General features: G+C 49.7%; 22 protein-coding genes. 1 reads left to right on the plus strand and 21 read right to left on the minus strand.

The window, feature by feature from the left end:
• Nucleotides 1-1,566, minus strand: coding sequence for an NADH-quinone oxidoreductase subunit L (locus tag GC090_RS19960; RefSeq protein WP_324021787.1), 1,566 nt, complete (start codon nucleotides 1,564-1,566; stop codon nucleotides 1-3).
• A 98-nt stretch (nucleotides 1,567-1,664) separates the two neighbouring features.
• Here GC090_RS19960 and GC090_RS19965 point away from each other — a divergent pair, with 98 nt between their 5' ends.
• Nucleotides 1,665-2,567, plus strand: a complete 903-nt coding sequence (locus GC090_RS19965; RefSeq protein ID WP_324021789.1) for a LysR family transcriptional regulator — start codon at nucleotides 1,665-1,667, stop codon at nucleotides 2,565-2,567.
• Nucleotides 2,568-3,048: 481 nt separating this feature from the next.
• On the opposite strand, the gene GC090_RS19970 is transcribed toward GC090_RS19965, so the two are convergent.
• The 20 genes from GC090_RS19970 to GC090_RS20065 form a co-directional block, all read right to left on the minus strand.
• Nucleotides 3,049-3,582 (minus strand): tail fiber assembly protein, encoded by a 534-nt coding sequence (locus tag GC090_RS19970; protein ID WP_324021790.1) that lies wholly within the window; start codon nucleotides 3,580-3,582, stop codon nucleotides 3,049-3,051.
• Nucleotides 3,583-3,592: 10 nt separating this feature from the next.
• The gene (locus GC090_RS19975) at nucleotides 3,593-5,071 is read right to left on the minus strand and encodes a hypothetical protein (RefSeq protein WP_324021792.1); all 1,479 of its coding nucleotides are present in this window, start codon (nucleotides 5,069-5,071) and stop codon (nucleotides 3,593-3,595) included.
• A 75-nt stretch (nucleotides 5,072-5,146) separates the two neighbouring features.
• A complete protein-coding gene (locus GC090_RS19980) occupies nucleotides 5,147-5,956 on the minus strand; it encodes a hypothetical protein (protein ID WP_172913200.1) in 810 nt (269 codons plus the stop codon).
• Nucleotides 5,957-5,968: 12 nt separating this feature from the next.
• Entirely contained in the window at nucleotides 5,969-6,190 is a 222-nt protein-coding gene (locus tag GC090_RS19985; protein ID WP_172913201.1) for a hypothetical protein, read from the minus strand.
• Between the two features lie 203 nt (nucleotides 6,191-6,393).
• Nucleotides 6,394-7,056, minus strand: a complete 663-nt coding sequence (locus GC090_RS19990; RefSeq protein WP_172913202.1) for a UCP028438 family phage-derived protein — start codon at nucleotides 7,054-7,056, stop codon at nucleotides 6,394-6,396.
• The gene (locus GC090_RS19995; RefSeq protein ID WP_172913203.1) at nucleotides 7,057-8,184 is read right to left on the minus strand and encodes a baseplate J/gp47 family protein; all 1,128 of its coding nucleotides are present in this window, start codon (nucleotides 8,182-8,184) and stop codon (nucleotides 7,057-7,059) included.
• A 4-nt stretch (nucleotides 8,185-8,188) separates the two neighbouring features.
• Nucleotides 8,189-8,554, minus strand: coding sequence for a phage tail protein (locus tag GC090_RS20000; RefSeq protein ID WP_324021794.1), 366 nt, complete (start codon nucleotides 8,552-8,554; stop codon nucleotides 8,189-8,191).
• A gap of 12 nt (nucleotides 8,555-8,566) precedes the next feature.
• Entirely contained in the window at nucleotides 8,567-9,169 is a 603-nt protein-coding gene (locus GC090_RS20005) for a baseplate assembly protein (RefSeq protein ID WP_172913205.1), read from the minus strand.
• The gene (locus GC090_RS20010; RefSeq protein ID WP_172913206.1) at nucleotides 9,169-10,281 is read right to left on the minus strand and encodes a phage late control D family protein; all 1,113 of its coding nucleotides are present in this window, start codon (nucleotides 10,279-10,281) and stop codon (nucleotides 9,169-9,171) included. Before GC090_RS20010 ends, GC090_RS20005 begins: the two co-directional genes overlap by 1 nt.
• A 2-nt stretch (nucleotides 10,282-10,283) precedes the next feature.
• Complete coding sequence (locus tag GC090_RS20015; RefSeq protein WP_324021796.1) at nucleotides 10,284-11,264, minus strand: hypothetical protein; 981 nt, start codon at nucleotides 11,262-11,264, stop codon at nucleotides 10,284-10,286.
• 186 nt (nucleotides 11,265-11,450) lie between these two features.
• On the minus strand, nucleotides 11,451-11,741 hold the full coding sequence (locus GC090_RS20020; RefSeq protein WP_172913207.1) for a hypothetical protein: 291 nt from the start codon (nucleotides 11,739-11,741) through the stop codon (nucleotides 11,451-11,453).
• A 572-nt stretch (nucleotides 11,742-12,313) separates the two neighbouring features.
• Entirely contained in the window at nucleotides 12,314-14,590 is a 2,277-nt protein-coding gene (locus tag GC090_RS20025; RefSeq protein WP_324021798.1) for a hypothetical protein, read from the minus strand.
• Between the two features lie 107 nt (nucleotides 14,591-14,697).
• A complete protein-coding gene (locus tag GC090_RS20030) occupies nucleotides 14,698-15,306 on the minus strand; it encodes a DUF4760 domain-containing protein (RefSeq protein WP_324021800.1) in 609 nt (202 codons plus the stop codon).
• Nucleotides 15,307-15,913: 607 nt separating this feature from the next.
• Nucleotides 15,914-16,354 carry a phage virion morphogenesis family protein gene (locus GC090_RS20035; RefSeq protein ID WP_324021801.1) on the minus strand — a complete coding sequence of 147 codons (441 nt, stop codon included), beginning with the start codon at nucleotides 16,352-16,354 and terminating at the stop codon, nucleotides 15,914-15,916.
• Between the two features lie 181 nt (nucleotides 16,355-16,535).
• Nucleotides 16,536-16,907: a hypothetical protein gene (locus tag GC090_RS20040; protein WP_324021803.1), complete on the minus strand. Its 372-nt coding sequence runs from the start codon at nucleotides 16,905-16,907 to the stop codon at nucleotides 16,536-16,538.
• 10 nt (nucleotides 16,908-16,917) lie between these two features.
• Nucleotides 16,918-17,349 (minus strand): hypothetical protein, encoded by a 432-nt coding sequence (locus GC090_RS20045; RefSeq protein WP_029569574.1) that lies wholly within the window; start codon nucleotides 17,347-17,349, stop codon nucleotides 16,918-16,920.
• Between the two features lie 33 nt (nucleotides 17,350-17,382).
• Nucleotides 17,383-18,936 (minus strand): phage tail protein, encoded by a 1,554-nt coding sequence (locus tag GC090_RS20050; protein ID WP_324021805.1) that lies wholly within the window; start codon nucleotides 18,934-18,936, stop codon nucleotides 17,383-17,385.
• 43 nt (nucleotides 18,937-18,979) lie between these two features.
• Complete coding sequence (locus GC090_RS20055) at nucleotides 18,980-19,783, minus strand: hypothetical protein (protein ID WP_324021806.1); 804 nt, start codon at nucleotides 19,781-19,783, stop codon at nucleotides 18,980-18,982.
• 1 nt (nucleotide 19,784) lies between these two features.
• Nucleotides 19,785-20,426 carry a hypothetical protein gene (locus tag GC090_RS20060; protein WP_324021808.1) on the minus strand — a complete coding sequence of 214 codons (642 nt, stop codon included), beginning with the start codon at nucleotides 20,424-20,426 and terminating at the stop codon, nucleotides 19,785-19,787.
• Between the two features lies 1 nt (nucleotide 20,427).
• Nucleotides 20,428-20,820, minus strand: a complete 393-nt coding sequence (locus GC090_RS20065; RefSeq protein ID WP_172913215.1) for a hypothetical protein — start codon at nucleotides 20,818-20,820, stop codon at nucleotides 20,428-20,430.
• Nucleotides 20,821-20,853 lie beyond the last annotated feature (33 nt).

The following is a 20,853-nucleotide window of genomic DNA, read 5'->3' on the forward strand; positions in this document are numbered from 1 at the left end:
TCAGCTCAGCCTGTCAGCAACAGGCGCGGTTGGCACTTCAGGTTCAACGTGTATGGAAACCCGTGATGTGAGGTTAGCTGGCCATAAGCGCAGCGCCAGACGTGTGAAGGCTTCGTCAAGGTAAAAACCCGCATAACTCCATTGACGCAAGCGCGACAGGTGTTGCGGCTGCTTTTGCAATAACACCTGACAGAGGTACAGGGCCGCCATCCCTGCCAGCGCGATCAGACCCAGACTGTCATCCGGCATATCCTGCAGGCCAAGCGGCAGCGCATGTGCTGACAGCGCAACTGTCGTCAGACCGATCACCGTGACGCACCCGAAAAGAAGCTGCGCCGACTTTCCAGACCCGCCCTCTGAAGCCTCGGGTAACCACAGTAACGGTGCCCAGGCCATACCAAGCACCACACTCCACCACCAGGGCCAGGCGGCAAGACCTGAGAGCATCAGCACCAGAAACACGGCGGTAATTGTCAGCACGGGGGCAAAAAACACGCTAAGGGTGCTGGGCAAAGCGGCCCGGTGCAAAGCCTGCAGGCGAGTGTCTCTTACACCTTCCGAGGCCGACAGGAAAGCATGGGCTTTATAGAGTGAATGGCCAATCAGATGCAGTGCCGCCAGCGTATAAAGGCCAAGCGCGCATTCGAGCAGCATGAAGCCCATCTGCGCAACGGTCGACCAGGCCAACCGCACTTTAATACTGATGCGAGTCAACATGACAATGCCTGCCAGCACAGCGGTCGCCAGCGCGAAAATCAGCAACAGGATGCGCGCAGCGTTTGCCTGATCTAACATGGGTGCGAAGCGAATAAGCACGAAGCCACCCAGATTGACGACGCCAGCATGCAAGAGTGCGGATACCGGTGTTGGCGCCTCCATCACCTGTATCAACCAGCCATGCACGGGTAGCAAGGCCGTACGAAGGATGACCGCCATTACGAGCAGAACGGCGCTCGCCTGTAAGGACAGGGACATGCCATGCTGAGCGATATGCATCCCCAGAGCTGACAGCGAGAAACTACCTACATCCCACCAGGCGAGCGCGGCAGCGCCAAGCAACATCACGTCAGCCATGCGATCCGCAATGTGCTTTTTGTGTGCCGCAAGCCGCGCAAAAGGCCGATCGGGATAAAAGCAAAGCAAGTGCTGAAGTGCCACACCGACTGCGGCCCAGGCCGCGATGAGCAGCAGCCAGTTATCGGCGATCACGAGCAGATGCACGCTGCACAGCACAACGGCCAGTGCGCCAATATAGCCTCGCTGATTGGCTTCCCCTTCAAGGTAACGCGCAGAAAATGAAGCGATAACCTTACCCAGCACTTGTACCAGTAAAGCCAAAACCAGGCCAAAAGAGGTTGCCATTATTACGCCCGCCCATTGCGTACCACTGATGCCCGCGGCAAGACACAGTCCGGTTAAGGCAATGGTACTCAACGAAACTCCCTGTAATACACGCCAAAGCATCGGCGTGGTAATCCAACTAAACCGCGTCAGCCCCGCTAATGCGGCCATTAAAAATGCAGGCGCCAAAAAACAGACCAGATGCAGAACATCAAGGATATTCATTGTATTTCCCTCATACGCTTAATTAGCCGTATGATCATTGACCCGAACTATTCTGTAAAATATATTTATTTGCACATTTCAATATTAAAAAACGAACAATGAACCTCAACCAGTTGAATTTTCATCACCTTTATTATTTCTGGCGCGTGGCCAGGCTTGGGCATCTGACGCGGGCTGCCGAAGAGTTGGCCACCTCGCAATCGGCCGTTTCAGTGCAAATTCGGCAACTGGAGGATCGACTTGGAGAAAGTTTGTTAATCCGTAAAGGTCGCCGTCTGATGCTGACAGACACAGGTCAGCTGGTTATGGCCTATGCCGACAACATCTTTGGTCTGAGCCAGGAGATGTTGGGACGGTTAAAAGGCACGTCAGCCGGTGTTACACGGTTACGCGTGGGCAGCGTGGCAACGCTGTCGCGCAATTATCAGGAAAACTGGATTCGGCCCGCGCTTACCGACCCTGCCATAGTACTGACACTGGAGTCCGGATTACTGGAGGGCCTGCTGGTCAGGCTGACGCAGCATAAGCTGGATGTGGTGCTGGCTAATGAGACAGTACCTGCCGATCCCGATCGTCCGTTGCGCTGCGTGTTCCTGGGCAGCCAGTCTATCTCCGTCGTCGGCCCCGCGAGCAGATGGGCGTCACAAAGCCTGCGCATCCCGGAAGACCTGGATGGCGTGGAGATTGCCCTGCCCGGCCCGCGCCATGCCCTGCGTGCGCAATTTGATGCTTTATGTTCTAAGGCCGGCGTGACGCCAAGACTGCGAGCCGAGGTGGACGACATGGCGATGCTGCGTCTGATCGCCCGCGACAGCGGCTGGCTCACCGTGTTGCCCGAGGTTGTGGTTCAGGATGAGCTACGCGCCGGCATTCTTGTCTCCGTGGGCCAGTCAGATGAACTGCAGGAGCGCTTCTTTGCCATCACAACACCACACCGGCATCGTATTGACGTGCTGGAGCAACTGCTGGCAGGGGCGCAAAAATTACAGGTGCCCAACTGAGTATCACGCCGATTGCAGGTTGCCTGGCAATGTATTGAATCGTCCAATAGCTAAAATTCTGAGGTTTCACACTAAAATATAAATAGGCGTTGGTGTAAAAAATACAGAAGAACGCCGCGTAAATTTCACACATTTTCAGATGCCCATGAATTTTCATTGCAATTTCCACTGCAGGCATTACCCTGTATATAAAACGCATTCATGAATTAATGATAAAAAACACCCATTTATCAATAAATTACGCCGCGCCTGCTCTTAAATTAAGGTCGCAATACTTATCAATCCGCGCTATAATAATCAATTAGTTATAAACAATATCGAATCTATTCGGACAAGTTTAGGACATAAACTACTCAAATAAAAATTGTTCAGTCAAGCTCCGTTATTTTATTACCCGCCTAAGTTTCGTTTTTCTAAAGACTTATTTTTATAAAATGAAATCAGGCTTTCACCCTTTTGAACAGTGTCATTTTCGTAAAATTCATTTTGGCCATTCTGGCCAGACAGTTGATCTTTCAGCTTTAAGGTCAAGGTTATTAAGCTGATCAAGATAATTCAGCCGTTTTTGCAGCAGGTCAGACTCTTCAGCGGAAAGTTGTTTTTTCAGCAATAGTTTTGCCATGCCGGGCATAATTTTCGTTACAGCCTCCTCTAACAAATATACCTTTTTATCTTCTGTATGTTCAAAAACCTCATCAGCTGGAATCTTTGTTACGTTCCCACCAACGTATTTCCAAAGTCCGCTGTTATCAATTTGACGACTTTGATCATCATACGCTATTTCGGCTACGCTCATATAAACTGGCCAGATTTTTGATACATCGGTACTTAAGCACCAAATTGTGCCCTGCTGATCGTATGCAATTTTTAAAGTATCGGCAGCGTATAAACGCTGACTTGCATACCATTCATGCCCCGCATCATCAAAAAGGAAAGTCAGCCCATAGTTTTTTTGGCTTGTAATATCATCAGCAGTAACCGGCTTTCCCGGTTTAAAGTTCTTCATATTAATCATGGATATACCTCTACTTGATTGTCTGCCATTTGTCTTCAACAAAAATTTGTATGGGCCGGGCTGTAAATTCATATCCTTTTTTTACCTTGCCAGGATTTTTGAACCCCGTTATCACATAACCTGCTTCAAACGTAACAGCCTCCCCTTTTTTCCTGACCTCAGCTCCAAGCCGTACACTCTTAATGCAGTTTTTTGTAATCTCTTCTGTTGAAGGTAAAGGGATGATCTTGTCACTTATCTTTTTCAGTTCTGCCATCACCCAACTGGATAAATAGCCATTTTCCTGGGACTCTTGAGTTTTCCATCGCGGTCCATTGATATTTCCGTCCTCACTGAATGTCATCTTCCCCATGATGATTTTCTCAGCCGTCAGTTTCCCCTTAATATCAAGTTCGCCGGTCACTACACCGCCTTTTTTCGACAGGAAATCTTTCGCTGCATCATCCTTACTGTAGCCTTTATTGTTCTCCAGATAGCGTTTGTCAGCCTGTGCGAGACTGATGGCATGATGGGGTTTTTGTGCCTCTGATACCGGTGTTGCCCCGCCTGTATTTCCGCACATCAGCCAGGCGTTTAAGGAGCTGTTCCATTGAACTTCAATGAGTCCGCCGTTGATAATTTCTCCACCCTCTAACTCCTGATGCGCATGCGAATAAAGCGGGTAGGCTTTACCTCCGTTCACCGAAAACGTGCAGGTTCCTGTGTTAGCCTCTCTGGCTTTAAAGGTGAGTCGCATGCCTTCCGTCAGCTCTGCAGGTACGGGCTTAAAAGCTGCTGCATAACGATTTGCTGTACCGCTGTCGAGAGCAAATGTCGATACGCATTGCTGGATGGAGGGATATATGCCAGATGACGGCAGAAACGGTGCCCCCTCAATCATGAAAATACTGGCTTCCGTAATTGCACTCATGCCCGCCGTGACGGTAATTCCCCATGCCGCAACGTATCCTGCATCAGGCTGAGGTGTAACCTGTGACCCTGTAGGCGATGACACACCTGCTTTTAATACCAGGCGGCAGACACCTGACCGTTTCCCCGGCTGAGCTTTACCTGAGTTACCGGGCCCGCTGTAGGCCACAGCAGGGTTTGCCGCATTGTAATAAGGCAGTATTGTTTCGTCAGAATCTACATCCTCATACCCGACCTGCACCAAGTAATTCATGCTGTGACCTGCAGAAGCAGGCGCGGTGAGCGTGAGCGGGGTTGCTTCACAGATGAGTCCCTGCTTCAGGATGAGCTGCGACGTATCTGCGGGGAGTGAGGAATACGGTGAGTTATCCATATTCTGTAAGCTATAAATCTGACCGGGGCCAACAATGACACGCAAGGATGCAGGACTGTCGGGCGTACAATGCAGGCCATAAAGACATGTATCGGAACCCAGCACGGCCACAGCCAGCTTTGCCATACCTGTCATGGCGAATTTATTGGTATTAAGCAGGTCAGTTTCGAGCGGAATAGCACCCGGATAAACAATCTGACGATCCATAGTTACCCTATAAAAAAACCCGCCGTAGCGGGTTTAGTAATTAGTTAAGGTTTAGTAGTTTAAACAATCATTAGCTCAGAGGTCTTTGAGCTTGTGACGTATAAATGATGCTCGATAATACTTTTTCTTTCGCTTAAATCGCGTATACATATCTGAATTAAACAATGATACCGATTCAATTTGGTCTCGTGGTATGACGTGTCGATATTGTGACAAACTCAGTGGAGAAGAGTCGTAAGTAATACCGCAATCGCTATAGTGTTCTGCGTAGTTGACTTCTTCAACAAAGCTGAGCGTGTCTTTATCACGATAACCGCTTAAAAATGGGATGACCACTATAGTATCAGTGTCATGGTCCTCTAACCTGGCTTCGTGCACAATGCCAATGTAGACTTTGCGAGACTTCATTGATATAGAAACCATCAGATTTTGATTACTTGTCATTGATTCAAGCAGAATAGCCTCTATAGGATTTGCGTTGGCTATCTCCTTGTATAACCTTAATCTTTCATCATTATTCCTCAGCTTTTTTTCTTCGTTTTTGGATTCCACAAAGCTCAGTAAGGCTGTGGTGGCAACTAATAAAACGAATGGCAGATTCAGGCCAACAAACTTAACGTTCAAAATGTCGTAGGCATAAGTGAAAGCTTTGTATCTGTCAGTGAATAACAGCGGGGTATTCAAAAGCCACATCGTCGCAAGGAGAAAAACCCATGTAACGAAAAGAATGATGAAAGAGATGAAAACGTAATAAGAACCTTTAAGAGCGACCTGAAAATATGATTGCCAACCCGTAGATTTTTTGAATTTATGTTTTGATGGTATGTGACTATTGATATAAAGATAGCCACACACCAAAACAATAACGATGAGTGCCGCGCTCATGAGTCACCTTTACTATTTTTTCTCAGCAAGCACCCGCACGTTGTGTGCAATCGCGCTTTGCACATCCTTGTTATTTAGGTTGATACGTAAGGCGCCACTACGGTCAAAGTAGTATCTCTCGCTGGTTTCTCCACCAGCCGGATTTTCTCTCGTGTCCCAACGATTTTTCACAAACAAATCCATTACTCGATCGGGCTCAGATGCTGCTTTAATAAACTTTTTAAGATTCAACATGTTACCTCCTTCCCAGAGCTCTGTATGCAGAGGTTAGGCATCCATTAACGACATATGATCGAAATCAACGTTGTTATGGGTATCTATACAGTGAATATAATACTATTAGTAATAAATGAGCAAGGTTGTTTTATCAACAATTATTGACAGAGCTTTATTCAGACAAATGCGGGTTGATCTGTTCATCTCATTAGCAGCATGGTTTACACCAACTTTACCCAGACGAGCGTCCCTTCCATTTTGACGGCCGCGACAGCGGAATAAATCTGCGCATCCGTAATTCCGCCGATGAACATGTTCCTGGATATATATTCGCCACGTGATGCTATGCTGTAGCCGGATGATGGGATGTGGTAGCCAGCAACCCAAGGGATGCCTTCACCTTTAGGACGCCTGACCACGACAAATGCCTGATAAGGCAGATAACGCGATCCATAGCCGCCAGTTGCACCATATCCGATTGCCGGTGCGCCATACGCGCCCGTATCTGCAAGGTGTAAGGGCTCAAACACATCTGGTCGACTTCCGGTTAATGTCTCAAGCACCTGGATAATCGCCTGGCGCGTGCCTCGCTCCCGCAGCAGATTCGTTCTGATCAGATTACGGAACTGCTCGTCGGTCATCCCTGCGGGCCTGGTAAGGGTGCTGCCTAAAAAGTCACACGCAGCGAGGTCGAGCCAGCCATTACTGGCCGATGCCAGTCGTGTCTGCGCCCGGGCATAAAGATAAAGTGCATAGCACCAAGAAAGCGATTTCGCGCATGCTGTCAGCGTGCCGTGCAGAACCGGACTTTCGTCTGCAAACCAGCCAGCAGGAAGTAGGGTTTGAAGCCGGTTGTAAAAGTCCTGTTGATCGCCTCTGGCCATTCAGCTCACCTTAATCGTGCCGGGACGAATAACCTGCCTGTGCGAAGCTGCCATATCGGCGTTGCCTCCATTCAGCGTCAGTGACGAAACATTGGTCACCAGCGGACTGGCACTGTAAGCCACCTTTACCAGTTGGGTATATGCCAGCAGTTTCCCCAGCGCCAGGCTGCCGATGAACTGAACAATCGCTGTTCTGACCTGCATGACAATGTCGCCGTGATTCGCTGTGTCATCGGTAGTGATTACCAGAACAACATCGGCTTTGATTACATCTGGAGGAAATACACCAAACGTGACGGTAAATCCCCGGGCTTTTTCAATGACCATAGCTGCCCGTCGGACAAAGGCTGCATCCGGGGTACCACTGCCATCGTCTACCACGGCATAAAAATAACCAGGCTGATACGAACCATCCCACGCGGCATTTTCCGTGAGGGTATAACTGACCCCATTCTGAAGATTACTGATAGCAAAGCCGATAGCCGCTTTTGTGGCTTTAGACAGTGAGTCGATCCACAGCACAAACCTCGCCCGATAGCTGTCATCTCCCTCTGCATTCTTGCCATTAACAAACGCATGAGTGTTGGTTACTGTGTCTACGTAGAGGATTGTCCCGGAAATGACTGTAACCGTTCCCGGCTGCGCATTACCCTCAGCACCCGCTATGTCCGCTTGCACAGGTACTACCAGGGAACGGATGCCTGCAGCGATAACATAACCTGACTGCTCGGGATTCCAGGCATCACTCGAGGTGTCAGCGATAACAGAATAGTGCTGGCTTCCGTCTGTTGTACTGACCTTTGCGCCTAAGGGAATCAGCGCCTGACTGGTCGCCGTAAAGCGGCTGAACGTCACCAATCCTGTGGCCTGGACGGAAGAAAGGCGGGAAAAGCTGAAATCCGCCATCCAACTGTCCAGTTCTTCACCCGAACAGGTTGCTGCGCGGGTCGTTACCAGCAGTTTCACAATCAACTGCTGAATCCACATGGTTACACCGGCATTCGATTCAGCAAGAGACCTTAGAATACTGCCGATGGAGAAGTCCACCATGTTAAACGATCTCGCCTGGATAGCGGTGACCTGTTCCCGAACAAGCTCCGAAAAAGACTTGATGTTAAGTAATGCCATAATCTCACCTTGTGATGTCAAAGCTCAGTGTTTTCTGAGAACCGCTTAACGCATCTGTGTAGGTTACGGAAACGCTTACACCCTCCTCAAAACGTGTGAGCTTTACCTCTGGTGGCGGTTTGCTGGCGACGGTCTCTTCCAGCAGCATCTGTCCAGTAATTAATGCCTTCCATTCCCCTGGTTTGACTGCTTCTCCAACCTTTTTACCCAAACCCGCGCCATAAGTGGGGTGGAAAACATAGTCGCCAGGATTGGTCAGAAGCCGACGAAAGATTCTTTGCTTCGCTCGTTCACTGCCCGATGATGTCAGTAGTGACCCTGTAGATGAAACTGCGAGGTCTCCCCCAATGACGTGAAAGATGTCGTGCATGTGTAACTACCATTAGGTCGATGTGAATTGTTGATTCGGTGGCTGGGTATTAAGTCCTTTCCCTTTCTCGAGATGGGTGTGCCCCTCGTAGACGGTCCGGATACGATGAACATGGCCGTAGCGATCATTGTTATCGCGAATGTCCTTAACGACGGTCAGATTTCCGTCCATTGTTACGTCGCCACCGGTAAAGTGATGTGCCGGAGCGTCATAAATGAGTTTGTCTTTGGCACTCAGCAGAACTTCACCGCTGTTGAGAAACTTCAGCATTGAGCCGCTCTGGTGCACCAGCCAGAATTCGCCGGAAGGCGGACCCGGGCAGCGGTCTGCATCGTTGTAAAATTGGCATGTGCCCATTCCCACACCCATCAGACCAGAATCAAACTCTACCTCTACCACTGCACCCATCATCGGCCCGGCAGCCAGTCCCCATCCGTTACCAACCCAGGGAGAACTAAGTGGGATCCAGCCTGTTTCTTCTCCGGTCGGCTGAAGCTGAACTTTCACAGCGTAACAGTTCGGATCATAGGCGGTGATGACGCCCTGCCGTATAGCGTTTTTACCTGCTAGACTCTGACGGGCTGTCGCCGCGATGGCATTCAGTAGAACTTTCATCACTCTACTTCCAGTGCAGGGCTTTGGTTTTTGCCAGAAATATTCATCCTGTAACCCGCATCCCAGCTCAATGTGCGTCTTACCTTGTCGCAGAGATAAACCTGATCGAAAGGGCTTTGTGTCCCTTCAATTCGAACAGGCGTATCTGGCATGAGAAGATTATCGCCTGCTGTGGAACCTGTGAATTTCATCTCATGCTGAACGATTTGGTGATAAACAGACTGAGCCAACACCTGGGCGGCTTCGGGCGTTAATCCGTTCCGTATGAGGCGATAGACTTGCGTTTTTGCAGTGGCTTTACCAGGCGAAGTGCCTTTGGTTGCCTTTGGGTAGGAGACTTTAAACTGCTTATTTTTGAGCTTTGCGTTCCAGCTCATTATTTCAACTGTCACCCCTTTCGTAATGGTCAGCGCACGTGAAAAAGAGAGATCATCAGAGATATTGCACTGTGGATATGCCTGCATACCCGGCGGCTGCCAGCGTATGACATAGTTGCTTTTGTCAGTATGAGCACGTAGGGGTTCAAAGTGCAGGCAATCGCCGTCTATATAAACCGAGTAATTCTCAATACTTGCCAGTGTCGTAATGACGTCCCATTCGGTCTGCTCGCCTGTCATGTGTGCTGTATCAATCTGGTAATATTCACCCACCCGTCTGTTTGTGGCGGTGATCACCGGCGTCAGGCCGTGACGCTGTGCCAGCGTGGTGACTATCTGAGAACTGGTGAGATTTTTGAAGCATTCACCAGAGGTCTTTGCATCAATCAGCTTCGCAATGAAATCCCGGCCCTCTGCAACAATTTCAAAGCGTGCTGGATCGTAATGCCAGGTATCGATGTTTCCCGTCATGTGCTTTTTCTCATCAATACCGGAATGGGTGATGACCGAGATGAAAAGCTCTACCCGTATCGTCTTTTGTAAAGCCCACCAGTTCAATAATTGCATGACTGGCGGCAGTGCTGAGATGGCAAGGGTAAGGTCAAAGGTTCCTGCACCGCGAAAGCCATTGGCTTCCACGCTAAACGAAACAAAGGGTGCGTCCTGGCCGTTTAAAAGACAACGCCCGCTGATATGGCGAGCGAAAGATTCAACGATAGGCTTGTTTATGTGCACAACTAACTCTTCGGGTTGGTGGGTATCTTAAGGGTATGAATACCGCTCAATTGAGGATCGGTGAGATGGTTGACTTCGGCGATGCTGATCCACTGTGAAGCGTCGCCATACTGCTCTGAAGCCACCTGATAGAGGTTACCGCCCGAGAGCGTTACTGCCCTGATACCTCCAGACATCTGCCCTGCGCTCACGTTTTTGTTGAGCCGTCCCAGTACCTCTTGCAGACGATATAAAGCCGGGATTTGTGTAACATGTTCTGACTGTAAAAGGAGGTTGCTGACGGTCTTAGATATGGTATGGCCTGGCACCAACCCACCCAGGGAGGTAATCTCTCCGGCAGCGGCTTCCAATAAGGCCAGTTCATGCTCAATAATGTTGTGTGCAGCAATAAGTGGTCGGATAACCTCCTGTACCTGAACAACCGTGGCATGAGCGAAGTCTGTGACCTTTTTTACAGCCTGATGTAGAGTTTTTACTCCTTCTTTTACCGCATCCACGTTAATAATATTTGCCAAACCCAGCGCGCGACCAATGTCACTGTCAATAAGCCCTTGCAATGCGCCGGTCAGCGCATCTGTTTTATCCGGTGCCCCCTCGTTCCTGACCACAGCAACTTCAATCGTGTACGGTCTGCGCCAGACAAATTCATAAACCGGACTGAAAGACGTAATTACCACAGTGAACCGATAGTCATCCAGCGTCAGCACTACCGGGTGTCCCATATCCCGCATTCGCTCAAGCGCACTCACCCTTGAACTTGCCTCTGGGCCGGTGATGACGCCAGACCAGGTTATGGGCTCGTATTCCGTACCCAAGACATCAATGATCCGCCGTCCGCCTATAAGCTGATGCTGCACTGTCCTCTGACTGCCGCGAAAAGCAATACGCTCCGGAACTTCAAATTCCATAAATTCGAACTCGCCCAGCGTCAGTCTGGTGATAGTCGGATCAAAGCCCTGGGAGAACGGCGTCAGGTAATTCATAAATGCCAAGTATGTCTTACGCCTATGATTGGAAAATGAAAATAAGTCGGGCAAGGCTAATCCCGACTCTTTGCCCTTTGAGCGGTATTCCCATAATTATGGTTTTTCTTGCCAGACGTTTAGCTAATGACCGGGATGAGGAGATGCACCCCTGTGTCATAAAAAAAACCGCTTTCGCGGGTTTGATTAAGCAGCTTTATTTTTACGCCACTCATCTACCATTGCTTTTGAAACTTCTTTCTTGTAGCAAATTGGGGAGTAACCACCCTGCTTACTCCACGCGCTTCTTCTTCCACAACTACTGCCATTTCGAGCTGTATTGAAAGGGCAGGCACAAACTCCCGGGTATGAAGCAATAGAATCTTCAATGATTAGTTGACGGATCTGATCGTCAGTTTGTAGAGCTGATTTAGCCTCAGGAGCACCAACCCAAAGCAAACTCATGGCCATAGCAAGTGAAACAGCAACAGTACGCATATCCTCATACCCCTTTTATTGATAAGAGGAATAAATTAATTCATCACACTGAAAATCTATTGAATGAAAAGGAACCATTAGCTGTATTTATTCTGAACAGGTCAACGTTTGCTTTTAATGAGCGATATAAGAGCCTTTATCGCTTAATCAGGCTTGTCAAAATTTTTGATGTACAGTCATAGTTCGTGAAGGTTACATTCTTCAACGTAGGGTACTTTGCCCCCCCACAACTGGAGACATCGGGTCATTCAGCAATTTAGCGCGAATCAAAGCTTCGTTCTGATCAAACCCCTCCAGTAATGGAGCATGGAGCTTCGATTTTGCATCCTCTTCACCTACCGGACGATTTGGCAAGCCAGCCGAAACGGACATAGCGCCAGAGCCCATTAAAACAAGAGCAACGACAAGACGACTCTTAAGCATATTCTCATCCGATAACTGCTGTTAAATACCAGCCCTTGTGATTTTACAATCACCCCTGTAGTCAACAGCATGGCGATATCAAGATTCAGAATCCTGAGAAAGCGGGAACAGGTTGAGAGTACCCTCAGTTTTGGCCGCGCCGTATGAAGTTACGGTATTGAGAGTTCACCTGACTGCCCGGGATAGACCATCAGCATTGATGGGTCGAAGGTGCTGGTGGATGAAGGCGCTCTGGATGCCTGCTGACTTAATCCATTGATGACCGTCGCAACCAGTATTTGCCGGCCTTCATGTGTCATAAGAAGGTTGACTGGCTGCGCTGTTCTCGGAACTTCTACAGGTGGTATATTGGGATAGATACCGGTTTTACGATAAGTCTGCGCGCGCAATCTTTGATTATCGAAGTCAGCCTGCGTTGGTATCCATGGTCTGTATGTTACGCCATGCTCTCTCGCATTCTGCCTGGCTAGTCTGTCACGTTCAGCCATTTCCCGGCTCTGAGTAACCGTTTTTCCAGGATACAGCGCTGCGAGCGTGACGGCTGAGACGATGCCCGGGAGGCCTGAGAGAGCAGCCGCAAGGCCAGTCAGGCCCGTTGTGGCACTCCGGCCAATTAACAGGTCAATGCCGGTATTCACAAGCTTAAAGGGTGTAATTAACGCCCCTGCCGCATGTTTAAGCGCCCAGAATCCACCACTGAGGGTCGCCAGACCCGCAATGGCCAGTGCAGCATGCCCGGCAAACTTGGCTATGTCTGGATGGTGGCGCGCAATTGCCGTCATCATTTGAACAGAATGGGTAAGGCTTTCAAGCCAGTGCGTGAACGTGTCCAGCAGCCCCCCGTCTTTACCCATGACCAGTTGCAGATTTTGCCATTTTTTATGAAAGTCGATGAGCTTACCGTTGTAGGTCCCGCTGACCGCGCCATAGGCCTCGTTAAGTCCGCGTGCCATTGCGTACGCATCAACACGGTGATGAATGGTCTCAAGCTGTTTATCGATGAGACTGAACATCTTGCCGCCAGTCCGCCCGAATATCATGGCATTCATGCGCTGCGTCTGTTCTTGCGTGAAGTGATGATTGCGGTAAATGGGCAGGATGACGTTTTCATAGTATTCAACCGGTGACTGGCTGAATAGCTTTGGGTTGATAAGGGGATTGCCGCGAAAGCGCTTCACCCCGCCCAGGCTGTTGAGTTCGATCTTACTGGCATCCCATATGCCCATAGTAATCAGGTCGTGCGTTACCTGATTAGGTAGCTTCACAATACCGTTTAACCGGTTATAAGCCGTCATCAGCGCATCACCCGCTGAACTGCCCTTAAGCTCGCCGATAATCGGCTCCAGCTCTGCAAACAAGGCTTTGTTGGTGAGGTTAAACGCTGAGGTGCCCGCTTTTGCCATGAATTGACGGTACTGGGTGAAGTCAACATTTCCACCAGAAGACTGAATGGCACGGAAAGCCGAATCCATTAGCTCATTAAAACGCTCTGGACTTTTAAGTCCGCCAGCGGTTTCCGTGAAGCGTAACATGTCCATTTGCTTAGCGGTCGTGGCTTCGCGCTGATGTTCATCCAGCCCTCTGGACGCGAAATTGATACGCGCTAACACCGGTGCCGCTATTTTTGCGGCGCGCAGCTGCTCATCGAGCGTTTTAGCGCCGGACTCGCTGAATACCCCCTGAGCCTCCATGAGATATTTCAGCATGTCGGTTGTTGATGCTCCCCGGATTCGCGAAGTTTCCGCGAAATGCTGAGCTTCACGCGTGGCAGTCGGCCCCATACCGAACTGCCTGAACTTTTCAGTCATAGTCTGGTACCGTGCAGCTTCATCCACAAAGCCTCTTAGCAGTTTCAGACTCAGATATCCGGTAGCCAGATTAGTCATGCCGTCTGAAAAGGAGCTTCTGCCAGCCACACGTCCACCGCCACTCCCGCCACCCCAGCCTCCAGGTGGTACACCATTTTTCCAGCCATGCCACCCCGCGCCCGAACCTCGAGGGGGAGGAAGACCAAGTGCGCCACCATTATTGCCGTATCCACCACCGCGCCCACCAGCTCCTGCAGTTGCTGCGCCAGCGGCCAGAAGCGTTAACGTCATCGCTGCACTGTAGCTTCCAGCAACCAAAGGCATATTACTTGTAACGCGACTCATGCGCTGTGCCTGTTCGGCCACTGAACGGATAGCACCGGCATATTCTCTCGCACCTCGGGCGGCAGCAGAGAATTGATTATTCAGAGAGCGGTTAAGTCCCCGCAGCGCTGACGACGCCTCTCGGGCTGCGCTGCTCAGCGCTTTGATGTTTTTAGTGATAGTGGCGAACTTTTTGTTGAGCTCGATTACATCACGGCTGACCTTCAGCATTTGGCGCGTAATCTGGTCATCCAGCACCAGACGCACGGCTACACGGTAAGCCTGAACATCCATGAGGACCTCGAATTAAGGGCGTAAAAAAACCCGCCAGAGCGGGTTTAAGATGCGTTAAATACTAAAAACTACTCTTCACAACTTGCTTAAATAAAAATTATGCTGCGTCAGAACTTGGCATGAAGTTTGTCAACACACCTTTGAGCTTCTGCAAGGCATTTTTTATATTCTTTAGTTTCGTTTTCAGCATCTTCATACGCTCGTCGTACCCTCCACTTAAGGGCCAGACACTTCATATTTCGGTAAAATCTAGGATTTTTTTCACGACACTGTCGCATATAGGGTTCGAAATGCACATCTAAAAAAATCAGCGTCGATCCATACACTTTGTAAAGATATAGCTCGTCATAAAGACCATTGTGTACAGCATTTGCACACCTTTCCCACTCGTTAAAGATGAGCTTTAAAGATAATGCGTTATCTGTCTGAGAAAACTCATCTTTTCCATAGTTTTCAAGAGGGAAATTTCCTCGATCCTTATAGATCGCCAGCACAGAAGACCAAGCTTCAACAACTTCTTTATTACGCTTGTATGCAGCTTCAAAGTCGAGTGAGTTTTTTTCGCGAGATGTCCTGCGCTGGTTGCGTATGCTAATTACGGCTATCAGTGCACCGGCCACCCCAGGGTAGAAAGTTGGGTTTTTTTCGAGCAAATCACCCATCAACGAAAAAAGGGCGCTCAAACGATTCAAAAGGAAGTCTGTCATTTTAGGCATAAAAAATGGGGGCTATGAGCCCCCATTCTATAGATACTTAGGTTACTTAAACAAGGAGTTATACGTCCCAGTTCTCTTCTTCTAATCTAAAGATTTTTTTAACCATTAGTCGACCCTCTCCAGTTAGTTCATCTGCTTAATATGTAAGGGCAAGTTACCTTACTTAAAGTACTCTGCTTAATTAAATTAGGTAGTAGTTAAGTACTAGACGCGTAACTTATCATGCAGCTTTAACTCGTACAATCCGATTCTGCTATCTTTACTCTAAATACTTTCAACAAACTTAGGCTTTAGAGTTAGAACCAGTAAAGCCCTTCTCAACTACTCTAAGAACATTGTAGCAGCTTCTTAAGGTCATGATTATCTATCAATACCATCTGCATTTACTTCTCTAAAAGCATCTATCGGCAAAAAAATCATATTTTTCATATACTTAAAGCCTTTCGACATTAAAAATTTCGCCACTAACTTCGTCTAAATACCATTATTGCTCTCTACCTAACCTTTTCAATGCTCAAAACAAAAAAATCAACAACCCCACTGAGGAATCCTAACTAGGCATATGAAATATAAAGACATTTATAATGTTTCGCCTCATGTTTTTGGATTATCGATAAGCTTTATAACCCTTCGAAATCGCCATTCCAATCGCCTCCACCAAGGGATCAATCTTGCGCACATATGCCGGCCCGATGAACGGTCGTGGCGGGATACGGTCGGTACCTACTTCCTGCCACAAACCAATCTGACTTTTAGTCCCAACGATGGCCGACAGGCCAACCAGCTCACTTTCGATTGAGTCCCTAAGCTCGCCTGAACGCAGAAGCGGTTCGTCTTCGGTATAACCGTGGCGGACGCGATCAGCTTTCGTTGATTCAGCAAGCGGGGACCAGGCGTCAAAAGGTCCATATGAAGGCTGGTAAACGCCAATCTCTTCTTTCGCAGTTTCCTCAATCTCTTTCACGATGGCGTGAAAAGTGGATTCAAGATCAGTGGCAATTTGTGCCGAGGCTGATGACAGTTGCCTGGCAAACTGCTCGAGGTCCATTACTTACTCTCCTCCCATCTACCCGTATTCCAGTTATAGCGGCCGCCTTCAAACTCACGCATTATGATACCCATGGCGATACGTTCATGGGGCATCAACACGGTTAGACTTGGAAATATGACGCTGAACGGAACCCCGGATTTCATCAACCAGCACTGGTTAATAAACTCGGGGTTCTGCGCTAGTTTTTTGCGGCAGTTTCCGTAGCCTCGTCATCCGCTTTCGACTTTTCGCGCAGCGCGGCAGTCACCGCCTTGAGGCCGCCTTTACCAAGAATGGCCAACATGCTCTCAATCTGTTTGGGAGTCTGCGGGACTGGGTACTCCTCACCATCAATGTCAGCAACCGCCGCGACCGGGAAGGCATACATGTTCATGTACATGACGTTGATGGCCATTTCCGGGCCAACGGCGACAGTAAGACGGGATTCGTGAACGGGGTCCAACTCCCGCAAGGTGATAATTCGACCAGTGGCATCTTTGAGCTGGTTTGGTTTGACGTCTTCCTCAGTCATTGATGCCGGAGGTGTTTCATGAACTTTTACGTGAACCACATTTCAGTCCTCAGTTAACTTTTTTACGGCGACTTGCTGTCCAGGACAGCGTCTGGTTGACCGTTTTCTCACCCTGCTTGTTACCGGCATCGGTGAGGTGAAACGACACGCCTTCATAGCGATACACACTTAATGTTCCGCTGGCTTCTGTGATGGTTTCGGTGATGGTGCCACGGGGCTGGTCGATGCCGTTGTAGTAGTTGTCTTCCCACTTTGCCCAGAAGTCGTCCAGCGTGGCATCCATTCGCTCGGCGGTGATGGTGCCATGCCAGCCGGTCGGGATTTGCAGTTCGTCGGTGATGCCGTTTAGCGGCGTTATTTTCTGCGTCGAGACCTGTGGCTTTGAATCAAAACTGATGATTTTGGGAATGCGCAGCCTGCCCGTCGGCGTATTGATGTCGACAGCAATGTCGCGGCCTACGGTATAGCCAAGGGTTGGCATGATTTATCTCCGGATTGATTGACGTTTTACGCGTTAGTGAGTTAAGTCGTTTGCGACGGAGATGGATACGCTGCCACCGCCTTCCAGATTCACCAGGAAGTAGCGCACCACGTTAAGATATTTCACCTGCACATCTGCGGTCATGTAGCCCTGGGCAACGCGGGAGTCAGGGTTATTTACCGCATCAAGGCGCACAGTAAACGCGGGCCCGCCATTTGGGTCGCCAATCATCTTCAGGTTCTCAAGATTGGACAGGAATGATTCAAGAGTGCTCTTGGTTTCGCGGCGCAGATCAGCCGTCTGATTGTCACCAACCACGCTGCCAAAGCTCGCCGCAATCGTGAGTGACAGGAAGTTGGTCATTCGGGTGTAGGTGTCGTCGTTCTGGGTCGGACAGGAAGAGGTATTTCGCCCCGATCGCATACCGAAATAATTTCCGCCCGGACAGGGATTGGTAATGACATCAAGTCGTGCTGAGTTAATGTTGCCAATTTCGGCGACTGAATAAGGGCGGCCAGCGAGCTGACGCTCAGTCGCAATGATGCCCGGTATACGTTTGTTAAGGGTAGAGATATGAGGTGATCGGGCTGCAATATTCGCTGCCTCGAACGTTGCAGGTGCGATCATGCGGTTAGTGCCGTTAGCAGTGTCTTTCCAGAATGGCCAGTCACCTACCATCAGTTTGAAGTGCCAGTCATCCACGCCTGAACTGTTGAGTGCATCGGACATGGCCTTGCAGTCGGTTGAAGCCGCTCCCTGGGCGACTGCATACGCCCCTTCTGAACGAGCAAATTTCGCCATGGCTGGCCAGCATTCTTTTGCGGTAACATCCACCAGATTAATGACCTGCGAGTTGGTGCCTCTCAGGACATACATCCCCTTGCGGGGCATATCTGTGCCATCATTACCAAGTAAAATGGAATCTGTAATGCCGGTCGCGCCATCCGTGCCGCCGCTGAGCGTGACTTCTGTTACGGGTGTCTGAGCAGTTGCATCAGACTCAATTACTTTTGCGCGCACCAGTTGGCTTGGGCCCCGGATGTTTAATTGTCCCTGATTAACCGCATCGGTCATAGCCTTCCAGAGTCCATCGCCTTCACCTTTGAGGTTATCGAACACCTCAGCGCTCACACCCGGCAGACTGACTGTAAGCTTTTTAGTGTTTACCGCGGTGCCGGGGCTTATTCCTGCGCGGATATTATTTCCGCGTGTACCACTGTAAACAGCCGTCAACAAGAGCGCTTTCTTAAGGCTGTTCTCAGAGAGTTTGCCACTGGCCGATTTATCCTGACCATTGGTCACACGCACACAATTGAGATTAGAGACACCCAGTTGAAGTGAAATCGTTGTTGCGGTGGCCAGGTCATATTGCCGGTCTTTAGGTGGGCCAAGGAGAAACGCCATGTCATTATCTGAGCCTATCTTAAAGACGCTGTTAACTGGCCCCCAGCTTGCCACGCCCACCAACCCCAGACTGTCGGTGGCGATGCCATTGATGAAGCATGTCTTAGGCGGAACCACCTGCACATAAAGGTCAGGTGCGGTAAGTGCGGATGTGTTGAGGTCGCCGGTTGAATAAATCGGCATGAAGAAGTACTCCGTGTTTTGCGTGATTCGGATGGTTCGTGCTTTAGGGCTTAACAGGCTGGCCATTGAGGCTGACAACAGCGTTGATAATCTCGGGTGCAGTCATGCTCTGGGTAGTGGCAAAGTTCACGCTAAAAAACAGGTCTCGCCGGTAAACATGCCAGTTTTCTGCTTTATCAGAATCAAACTGTCGAAGGTAGAGCAATTGAGCGGGCACCCCATCATTGAGGTCGATATGACACTCCTCTGACAGCGTACCATCGATGGCACTGCCGATTCGTTCTCTGAGAGCGGGCGAAGGCGCCCAGACCGTAACCTGAAAATCTTTAACTTGCCTGTGCAGCTCTCTGACGGCAATACCCGCTGTAGTAACCGCGGCTGAAATGTTTTCAGCGTTTAAGCCGTACAGACTTCTGCCCACAGTGAATGTGTGAGGAAATGCTCCCGAGAGGATTTTAACGACCTCTTCAGCTTTTGTTTGTGGCCTGAACTGGAAGCTGGAGTCTTTCCCGTCAAGCTTTAACCGCACGTGTGTCAGTGCCGATGAGACACCTGAAACGCTTATGACATTGTCATTCACTGTAATCTGCAAGGGCGGTTCGCATTTAGGTAGAATGCGCCAGGGCCTGCCCAATGCGCCGTTGATTTTGCGTTCTGCAGGCAACGGCCAGACTGAAATGTGCACACCACCGGCATTAATGTCTGTCTCTAAGCTTCCCGGCACTGGCCAGCCTGGATAGATTTTTACCGCAGCATTAATGATGCCGGGCAAGCGATTTCCGCCCGGATAAATCGTATTTTCCACCCGCCTGGCGATAAAAAGGCAGACATCACCTACGCTTGCCACATTACACCGTCACCTTCATAGCAGTCAGACGCCAGCCTTTATCAGTCAGCTCTGTACCGGTAAGGACGTAACGCTGACCGGTATCATCTGTTATAAAATCGCCGCTATGTACGGCAATGCCTCTGAAAGCCGGCATCAGAATCGTATGCCACGCGCTGCTGGTTTCACCGGGGATTTTCAGCGGCGAGTGTACGCCCATTCGGGTCAACAGAATACTCGCAGGCCAGTCCGACATGATAAGTTTTTCATTGGCGGCAGTGATACCGCTGTAATCCTGAATCCCCGTTTTGGGGCCATTATAGACTGTTCGCCTGAGGCTAATCATTCGTTCGGCTTTGACGCAGAGAACAGGTTGCAGCAATGGCATTGCGGCAACGTAATACGTCCCCTCTGATGAGACCAGAACATCACCCACTTCAACACCGGCTGTATCAAAAATCCCGATTCGCGCCGCCTCCCCAAATCGCGCAGAGCGCATATAGCCATAATCTTTAATAAATGAAGCGTGCAGATGCTTGAGAGGTTCTGCTTTAAGTGGACTAAAGGCTGTTGTGGCACGGTAATGGATTGCCTTGATGCCAAGGCGTTTTGCTGCTTTACCATTCCCCTGATCCACCTTAGAGGCAAGTTGTAATGCATCCATATCAGCACCGGGTCACAACTGATGTACCGTTGCTCAGCGACGGGCCAGGTGGGATACCGAGCAGTCCGCAGAGCTGGCGACGCCACTGATTGTAGAGTCGCGTGCGGTCTGACACCTCTGACCGGTTGCGCTGCCAGACAGCCGCTTTATCCGTATCAAGGTTATCTGCTGCCCGGATGATGCCACTTTCCAGACCGGCCAGCGTTATCAGATAATTCACTACGATGGCTTCCTCCTCAGTCCGCAGCGATGTCAGCCGGTGAGCCAGCGTCTGGTAACGGCCCGACGTGACCTGCGCGTATGCCGCATCACTGCGATCGTCAGGTGAGGTGTCGCCGGTCATGGGATAGCCCATATAGCGACGTGCGTCGGCCTGCTGCTGGGGTGTCAGCATGTATGACCTCATCTGAGAGGATATTGTCTGAAA

It is taken from the genome of Pantoea sp. JZ29 (assembly GCF_035190385.1).
GTDB classification, from domain to species: Bacteria; Pseudomonadota; Gammaproteobacteria; order Enterobacterales; family Enterobacteriaceae; genus Pantoea; species Pantoea stewartii.